The 8,604-nt window shown below is 46.5% G+C and carries 7 protein-coding genes; 6 read left to right on the forward strand and 1 reads right to left on the reverse strand.

What is annotated here, in order from left to right; all coding sequences use genetic code 11:
* Positions 1-52 precede the first annotated feature (52 nt).
* Positions 53-760 (forward strand): haloacid dehalogenase-like hydrolase, encoded by a 708-nt coding sequence (locus tag F4V45_RS01900; RefSeq protein WP_150336806.1) that lies wholly within the window; start codon positions 53-55, stop codon positions 758-760.
* 110 nt (positions 761-870) lie between these two features.
* On the opposite strand, the gene F4V45_RS01905 is transcribed toward F4V45_RS01900, so the two are convergent.
* Positions 871-1,434, reverse strand: a complete 564-nt coding sequence (locus F4V45_RS01905) for a YceI family protein (RefSeq protein WP_150336807.1) — start codon at positions 1,432-1,434, stop codon at positions 871-873.
* A gap of 120 nt (positions 1,435-1,554) precedes the next feature.
* Between F4V45_RS01905 and tsaD the strand changes: the two genes are divergently transcribed.
* From tsaD to F4V45_RS01930, 5 genes are all read left to right on the forward strand, one after another.
* Positions 1,555-2,628, forward strand: a complete 1,074-nt coding sequence (tsaD, locus tag F4V45_RS01910; protein ID WP_150336808.1) for a tRNA (adenosine(37)-N6)-threonylcarbamoyltransferase complex transferase subunit TsaD — start codon at positions 1,555-1,557, stop codon at positions 2,626-2,628.
* Between the two features lie 114 nt (positions 2,629-2,742).
* Positions 2,743-3,513 carry a fumarate reductase cytochrome b subunit gene (locus F4V45_RS01915; RefSeq protein WP_150336809.1) on the forward strand — a complete coding sequence of 257 codons (771 nt, stop codon included), beginning with the start codon at positions 2,743-2,745 and terminating at the stop codon, positions 3,511-3,513.
* Positions 3,514-5,484: a fumarate reductase flavoprotein subunit gene (locus tag F4V45_RS01920; RefSeq protein WP_150336810.1), complete on the forward strand. Its 1,971-nt coding sequence runs from the start codon at positions 3,514-3,516 to the stop codon at positions 5,482-5,484.
* Entirely contained in the window at positions 5,484-6,215 is a 732-nt protein-coding gene (locus F4V45_RS01925; protein WP_150336811.1) for a fumarate reductase iron-sulfur subunit, read from the forward strand. The genes F4V45_RS01920 and F4V45_RS01925 overlap by 1 nt, the downstream gene beginning before the upstream one ends.
* Positions 6,216-6,485: 270 nt before the next feature.
* A partial coding sequence (locus F4V45_RS01930) for an autotransporter outer membrane beta-barrel domain-containing protein (RefSeq protein WP_211362717.1) occupies positions 6,486-8,604 on the forward strand: 2,119 nt, incomplete at its 3' end.

An 8,604-nucleotide genomic window follows, 5' to 3' on the forward strand; every position in this document is an offset into this window, starting at 1 on the left:
TTTAGCTACAATCGCCACTTCCACAAGCACACATAACGCAAGGGCATAATCAATGAATATCGCATTTTTCGACTTTGATGGCACAATGGCAAAGGGTGATAGCCTGCTAGGCTTTGTCGCATTTGTGCGTGGCAAAAAAAGGCTATATTGGGGGCTGTTTTCACGATGTTTTATACTCATTGGATACGCGCTAGGACTTATTAGCAACACCAAAGCCAAGCAAGCGGTAATGCGCTATTTCTTTGCTAATATGGACTATAAGGAGTTTTTGCAAGAGTGCGAGCGATTCTGCCCAGATCTTGAGAGCCGCCTAAAGCCCGCCGCCCTAGCACGCCTACAATGGCATAAAGATAGAGGCGATGTGGTAGTAATGGTAAGTGCAAGTTTTGAAGAATACCTTGCCCCCTTATGCGCTAAGCTTGGTATGGAGTGTATAGGCACAAGACTTGCGACACAGACGCAAAACAAGGATTCTAGGGGTGGGGATTCGGTTTTGGGTAGTCATAGCGACGATTTTGCGGATTTTAAGGCAACCGCAGACCTCAAGTCTTGCTCTGCCCTAAAATCCACACAAACCCTAGAATCTACTTTTTTAAGTGGGGAGTTTGCCACACCAAACTGCTACGGGGAGCAAAAGGCAGTGCGCATTAAAGCGCGCTATGATTTAAGCCGCTATGAAGAGATCTACGCCTATGGCGACAGCAAAGGAGATACAGCGATGCTAGCTCTTGCTACGCACGCATTCTATAAGCCATTTTAGCTACCTATTTTCTCTAATGGCTAGCGACTCGCATAAAAATATTTACCATAAAAATTTTTACAAAGTAGAGTAAGTAGCACTAGAATCTAGCTAGATTCTAGTGGGAAGTGTTATTTGCTATGGGCTTCAAGCTGAATGCGCAGTAAAACCTCATCGCTTACAAGCGCGTCTTTTGTATCCATACCGATCCCAAAGTCCTTGCGGTTTAGCTTGCCCTCAAGCTTAATGGCGATTGCAAGCTTGTTTTCCTTACTCATTGGGTTTGTTACTGGTCCTTTAATGCTTGTATCAAATACAATTTGCTTGGTAATACCACGGATCGTAACATCTGCAGTAAGCTTCTTGCCTTTAAGAGATTTCATCTCAAGCGTAGCCTTTGGAAATTTCGCAGAGTCGAAGAAGTCAGGCGCGTTTAGGTGCTTATCCCTAGAGTCATTTTTGGTATCGATTGATGAGATGAGCACTTCACCTTTAAGGGCTTTTAGGGTCTTAGTCTTTTCATCAAAGTCGATTTCTCCGCTAAAGCGATTAAACGCCCCATCAACATCACTAATCATCATATGGGTAACTTGAAAATTCACCGCAGAATGCGAAGTATCAATCGTATATGGAGCAGCAAAGCTGGCTGAAAAAGCTAGGGCTAAAACAGAGCCAGCAAGTAGAGTCTTTTTCATAAGAAGTGTCCTTACATTGTGGATTACACCAAAGGTGCGCTTTGGATTCTATCGCGCAAATGTTAATGCAAATCAATTTTTGTATAATGCGGCGGTTTGGATATATCTCAAGGAGCACTAATGCTACTAAGCATAGAAAGCAGCTGCGATGATAGCTCACTCGCCCTCACAGAAATAGCAAGTGCTAGGCTAGTGTTTCACCACAAAATTTCACAAGATAGCGCGCATAGTGTTTATGGAGGCGTTGTGCCAGAGATTGCCTCAAGGCTACACACCAAGGGCTTGCCGCAGATTCTCGCTATGGTGAAAGAATTTTTAGGCGATTTTACACGCCTTAAAGCAGTAGCGATCACCACAGAGCCGGGGCTTTCTGTGAGCCTTATTGAAGGGCTAATGATGGCAAAGCTACTTGCCCTGCACTTGCATATCCCACTCATTTCTATCAATCACCTAATCGGGCATTTTTACTCGCTCTTTATCAATCAGCAGCAAGCAACTTTCCCTATGAGCGTCCTGCTTGTATCTGGCGGACATACGCAAATCATCGAAGCACACAATGCGCAAAGCTTTCACATCATCGCCCAGAGTTTAGACGATAGCTTTGGCGAGAGCTTTGATAAGGTGGCTAAAATGCTCTCCCTTGGCTATCCGGGCGGACCCATCATAGAGTCCTACGCCTCCAAGCTCGCGCCCACTACTGCACTCCACCCGCTCCCACTCCCGCTAAAGGATAGGCAGGGCTTCAGCTTCTCTGGGCTCAAAAACGCCACTAGATTGCTCATAGAGTCCCTGCATACACAAAATGATTGCAGTAAGCTAGATTCTAGCTTGAGCGAGAGTGATAGAGCATTAGTGTGTGCATCATTTCAGCAAGCATCCATAGCCCATATCGCCAACCAAGTAGAAAAATACCTAAAGCACAAAAAGCACCCAAAAATCCGCCATTTTGCTATCGTAGGTGGAGCGAGTAGCAACGCAGCCTTGCGCGCAGAAATAGCGCACCTTTGCGCACATTTTGGACTTAGCCTACACCTAGCACCGCTAGAGTTTTGCGCCGATAATGCCGCGATGATAGGGCGCGCAGCAATCCCAGAGTGGGAGATGGGACACTTTGCTGATGTGATCGCTCAAGAAGTAAGCCCGCGTAGTAGCATAGACTATCTACAAGCCGCCAGCACAGAGCCTTGCCCCTAATCGCTCTAGCAAGCGCATTCTCATAATTCCACGATTTTTAGCTATTTTTACTTATAAATAGATTATAATTGCCCACTACCCTAGAATCTAGGGAGAACACACTAAGGAGATTCAATGCAAGAAGACAAGATCATTGAAAGTTACACAGGTGTAACAAAGGAGAGAAAAAAGAGCAAAATGCCCGCTCGGCTAGATTTCTGGCAGAGTGCTACGGGGCTTTTTCTAGCGTTATTTATGCTTGCGCATTTGCTGTTTGTATCAAGCATTTTGATTAGCCAAGAAGCGATGTTTGCAGTAACGACATTTTTTGAAGGCAGCTTTATTTTCGGCGATGAGGGGCAGCCATTTTTGGTATCAATCGTAGCGGCAGTGGTGATTGTAGCCTTCGTGGCGCACGCATTTTTGGCACTGCGCAAGTTTCCAGTCAATTACCGCCAATTTATCGCGCTAAAAACGCATAAAAAGCTTATGCAGCACGGCGATACAAGCTTATGGGTGATCCAAGCTGCCACGGGCTTTGCGATGTTTTTCCTAGCGATGCCCCATCTTTTTACCAACCTTACCCAGCCAGAGCACATAGGACCACTTGCTTCGTCATTCCGCTTTGTGCATCAAAACTATTGGCTTTTATACATATTCTTACTTTTTGCAGTAGAGCTGCACGGCTCCATTGGACTCTATCGACTCTGTATCAAATGGGGCTGGTTTGAGAAGCTTGGCATACAAAATCTTCGCCGCGTTAAGTGGGCGTTATCGGTGTTTTGTATCGTGCTTGGGCTTTGCTCCTATGCTGCGTATATGAAAATCGGTCAAGGGCTTGATGCAAGCAAGGGGATAGAGCATTATCGTGCAGTTGATGTCGCTACAAAAGGAAAAGGAGAGTAAATGAAAGTAGTATATGCAGACGCGCTAATTATCGGTGGTGGTTTGGCGGGGCTTCGCGCCTCTATCGCAGCAAAGCAAAAGGGCTTAAGCACAATTGTGCTTTCACTCGTGCCTGTCAAGCGCAGCCACTCTGCAGCAGCACAAGGTGGTATGCAAGCAAGCCTTGGTAATTCAAAAATGAGCGATGGCGATAATGAAGACCTACACTTCGCCGACACAGTTAAGGGGAGCGATTGGGGCTGTGATCAAAAGGTAGCCAGAATGTTTGTTACCACTGCGCCTAAGGCGATTAGAGAGCTTGCTTCTTGGGGTGTAGCTTGGACTAGAATCCAAAAGGGCGATCGCACCGCTGTCATCAACGCGCAAAAAACTACCATCACAGAAGAAGACTTCCGCCACGGCTATATCCACTCTCGCGACTTTGGTGGGACAAAAAAGTGGCGCACTTGCTACACTGCCGATGCGACAGGGCACTCTATGCTCTATGCAGTAGCAAATGAAGCCTACAAGCACGGCGTAGATATACAAGACCGCAAAGAAGCCCTGCGCCTAATCCATAAAGACGGCATTTGCTATGGCGCTGTTGTGCGCGATCTTATCACTGGCGAGCTTATCGCCTATGTGGCTAAAGGCACGCTTATCGCCACAGGTGGCTATGGCAGGATCTACAAAAACACCACAAATGCCGTGATTTGCGAGGGTATTGGGCTAGCAATCGCAATGGAGACAGGAGTAGCAAAGCTTGGCAATATGGAGGCAGTGCAGTTCCACCCCACCCCACTCTTCCCTAGTGGGATCTTGCTCACAGAGGGCTGCCGTGGCGATGGCGGGATCTTGCGCGATGTCGATGGCTATCGCTTTATGCCTGATTATGAGCCGGAGAAAAAGGAGCTTGCAAGCCGCGATGTCGTCTCTCGCAGAATGATTCAAAGGATTCGAGAGGGCAAGGGCGTGAAGTCTGCGTATGGAGAGCATTTGTGGCTTGATATTTCAATCCTTGGGCGAGAGCATATCGAGCGAAACTTGCGCGATGTGCAAGAGATCTGCCAAGTATTTGCAGGGATTGACCCAGCGGAGAAATGGGCGCCGGTGAAGCCTATGCAGCACTACTCTATGGGCGGTATCCGCACAAACTATCAAGGACACACCGCACTTGCAGGGCTTTTTGCCGCGGGTGAAGCAGCGTGCTGGGATATGCACGGATTTAACCGCTTAGGTGGGAACTCTGTGAGCGAGGCGGTTGTCAGCGGTATGATTATTGGAGATTATTTCGCGCAGCATTGTGAGCAAGCAAAGATGGATATACAAACTTCCGTGATTGAAAGCTTTGTCGCCAAAGAGCAAGCCTACCTAGAATCGCTTGTCAATAATAGCGGACACGAAAATGTCTATGAGCTTAAAAACGCGATGAAAGACATTATGGAAGAAGATGTGGGGATTTTCCGTGATGGCAAGGGGCTAGAAGATGCCGTTGCTCGCTTGGAAGAAATCTACAAACGCAGCAAAAATATCGGTATCAAAAACAAAAAGCTCCACAACAACCCCGAGCTAGAAGATGCCTACCGCGTGCCTAAGATGATTAAGCTAGCACTTTGTGTGGCTCTTGGCGCGCTTAATCGCACAGAATCTAGGGGTGCGCATACGCGTGAAGACTACCCCAAACGCGATGATGAGAAGTGGCTTAAACGCACGCTTGCTTCTTGGGAGAGCGATACACAAACACTGCCCACACTCTCTTATGAAGACCTAGACATTATGTCTATGGAAATTGCGCCCGGATTCCGCGGCTATGGGGCTAAGGGTATGATCATTGAAAATCCGCTCTCTGCTAAACGCCAAGCCGAGATTGACAAAATCACCCAAGAAGTGCAAGCGCGCGGTGGCGATCGCTACGAGCTGCAGCAAGCTCTTATGGACTTTGACTTGCAGCCCAAGTATAAAGAGAAAAACCAACGACTAGGAGACAAATAATGGAAGCACAAGGAAGAACACTCACCATACGCGCCTTGAAGTTTGACCCCCATAGCGCGGTGTCTAAGCCACATTTCGCGGAATACAAAATCCAAGAGACAGATTCTATGACGATTTTTATCGCGCTAAATCTTATCCGTGAAAATCAAGACCCAGATCTAAGCTTTGACTTTGTCTGCCGCGCGGGGATTTGTGGCAGCTGCTCGATGATGATCAATGGTCGCCCAAGGCTTGCCTGCCGCACGCTGACTAAGGATTTCCCAGAGACTATCACACTTATGCCGCTACCAGCATTTAAGCTTATCAAAGATTTGAGCGTCAATACAGGCGAGTGGTTTGCTGGTATGACTAAGCGCGTGGAGAGCTGGGTGCATAGCAATGAAGAGACAGATATTTCCAAGCTTGAAAAGCCCATCGATCCGCAAGAAGCGCAAGATGTCTTTGAGCTAGATCGTTGCATTGAGTGCGGTTGCTGTATCGCAAGCTGTGCGACCAAGCTTATGCGTGAAGATTTTGTCGGCGCAGCTGGTATGAATCGCATTGTGCGCTTTATGATCGACTCTCACGACAAGCGCACAGATGAAGACTTCTATGAGCTAGTGGGTAATGATGATGGCGTGTTTGGCTGTATGAGTCTCATCGCCTGCCACGACACCTGCCCTAAAAATCTCCCACTTCAAAGCAAAATCGCTTACCTACGCCGTAAAATGGTAGCCGTAGGCGCGAAGTAATCCTCTGCCTTTGCCTTGCGCAAAGGTGCTCTAACTAGACAAATTTATTGAAACTTCTATCCCACTGCGCTAGGCGCGTGGGATCACTCTTTCCTAGAATCCACTTTACTCTATATTTACAAGCACTACATATTTTTTACACGCCCTTTACAAACTTTCGCAAACAATGTGTAAATATTTAGCCTAATTATAAAAAGCCGTTTTTTTTTTTTTTGATTTTGGCTACAATGTGGCTCTCATATTTTGACTATTTTTATCCAAGGAGATACTATGCAAACAGCTTCTAACGCTCATAATACCCATATAATCGGGGGGGGGGGGGGGGGGGTAAATAATCTCTCTCTAAATGCTTCTACTAGATTCTCTCAAAAGGTTGCTTTATCTATCGCTTGTATCTCGTGCTTAACTTTGACAAATCTCCACGCTCGGTGGTATCTATTTAGTGGTGATGTAACAAAAGCTAACTGCGATGTCTATCCAAGTGGTGGTAACTTTGTAATTGACCCCAAAGGTAGTGAAAATTCTTGTCAAGGGGACTCGGCAAGGTTTGCTACAGATGGCGGTTGGAGCAAAACCCTAATACTAGACCGAGTTATTTTAGAGAGCTTTAGGGCTGGCACAGAAGGTGTAGGTATAGATGCAAGTGGGCTGTGGGGTAATGTCCGTCTTACTAACTCCACCATAGGGACGGCAAATATTGAAGGGAAGCTCAAAGTCGAGATCAAGGCTGTTAGCAACAGCAACAATACTATCACTGCTATCAACAACTCTGCTGATCGTCTAAGCCTTAGTGCAGATGTAGGCAGCTCAATCTCAGTTACAACGCTTAATCAAAGCAATACCCCCAATACCCCTAGCGAACTTGTCCTGCAAAATGGTGGTGGCAGTATAACGATTGAGAATCTCAACCAATCCGGTGGCACAACCTACCAAAAAGATGGCGATGTAACTACGGCTACTATGACTGATGGAGCGTATTATCAAGGCTATGGACCTAGTGGCGGTGGCTACGCACCAGTAGGTGATGGCGGTAGAATCACCACGCTCAATCTCCAAGGCGGAGCATTTACTCAATATGCTGGGCAAATCACTACTGCCAATCTCTCCGGCGGCACATTCACCCACAATGGCGGCACACTTAGCAATGTAGTGCTTAAAGCTGGTGGCAGTGGCTCTACATTTGTCAATGGCACAGATTCTGCCTTTGCTAACATCACCCAAGAGGGTGGTAACCACACTATCATCGGTAAGGTTACTAAATTTACTCTAGCGAGTGGCTCCTTTACCAACAACGGCTCTATCACCACACTCACCACCAGCACCACCACAAAACAAGCTAGAAGTGGCACAAGCTTCTACGCTGCCCAAGCTGCTACTACCAACCACATCACCAACAACGGCACCATTGATAAACTAGAGCTTACTAAAGACGCTGATAGTGTAACCAATAATGCTGTGTATAACACAGGCGGTGGCTTAGCAAGTGGTATCATCAAAGAGCTAAGCGTAACAAAAGGCAGTGCCACCATCAACACCCTAAATGGTGTAGGACAAGGGACAGCAGGTAATGTAGAGCCTCATACACTCTCTAATATCAACATCACTAAAGACGCTAAACTCACCGTTGATACCCTAAGTGTAGGACTCAAAGGCAACCAAGCTATAGAGAGAGTAACAATCAATGGAGATAAAGGCGCTACAGGTAGCAACAAAGAATTTGCCGTCAATAAAATCCAAGTAACCTATATCGATGGCACCTTTGACCCTGCAAAAAGCATTAGCAAGAATCTTACAGACTATGTATCTAGCAATATCATTAGCCAAAGCTATGTCGATAACAATTCTAAGCCCACCTTTGAATCAAGCCCAGAGCTCCAAGGCATAGGGGTGAAGTTTAATCCCGATGGCACCCCTATCTTTGAGGTAGAAGCCTCCTTGGCTGCAAGTATGACAAGCGTAGTCGTGCGCCAATCTATGCGACGAAAAATGCTTATTGACACCTATCTCGCAGAACAAAACAGAAGAAGCTTGAAAAACAAAGAGCGCAGAACCAAGCAGCGCATAGAAGCAGCCACCCTAGCAGATGCAAGAGCCCAGTATCAAAAAGACCTAGCCAAATACAAGCTAGACTTAGCCAAATGGGATAAACTTGCTAGCACCAAAGAGAACAAAGCCCTAATCGCTAAATACGAGCAAGAGGACAAAGCCTACCAAGCAGCCAAAGCTCAATACGACAAAGACAAAAAAGCCTATGAAGACAACCGCAAAAACCTAGAGCTACTCTCTAAAGCGCAAAAGATCAAAGCTCCCATAGAGCCTAAAGCTCCTGTAATGCCAAATCTCAAGCCAAGTGATAAAGACTACAAAAAAGCTATGGCTAACTATGACA

The organism is Helicobacter canis, assembly GCF_008693005.1.
Taxonomy (GTDB): domain Bacteria; phylum Campylobacterota; class Campylobacteria; order Campylobacterales; family Helicobacteraceae; genus Helicobacter_B; species Helicobacter_B canis.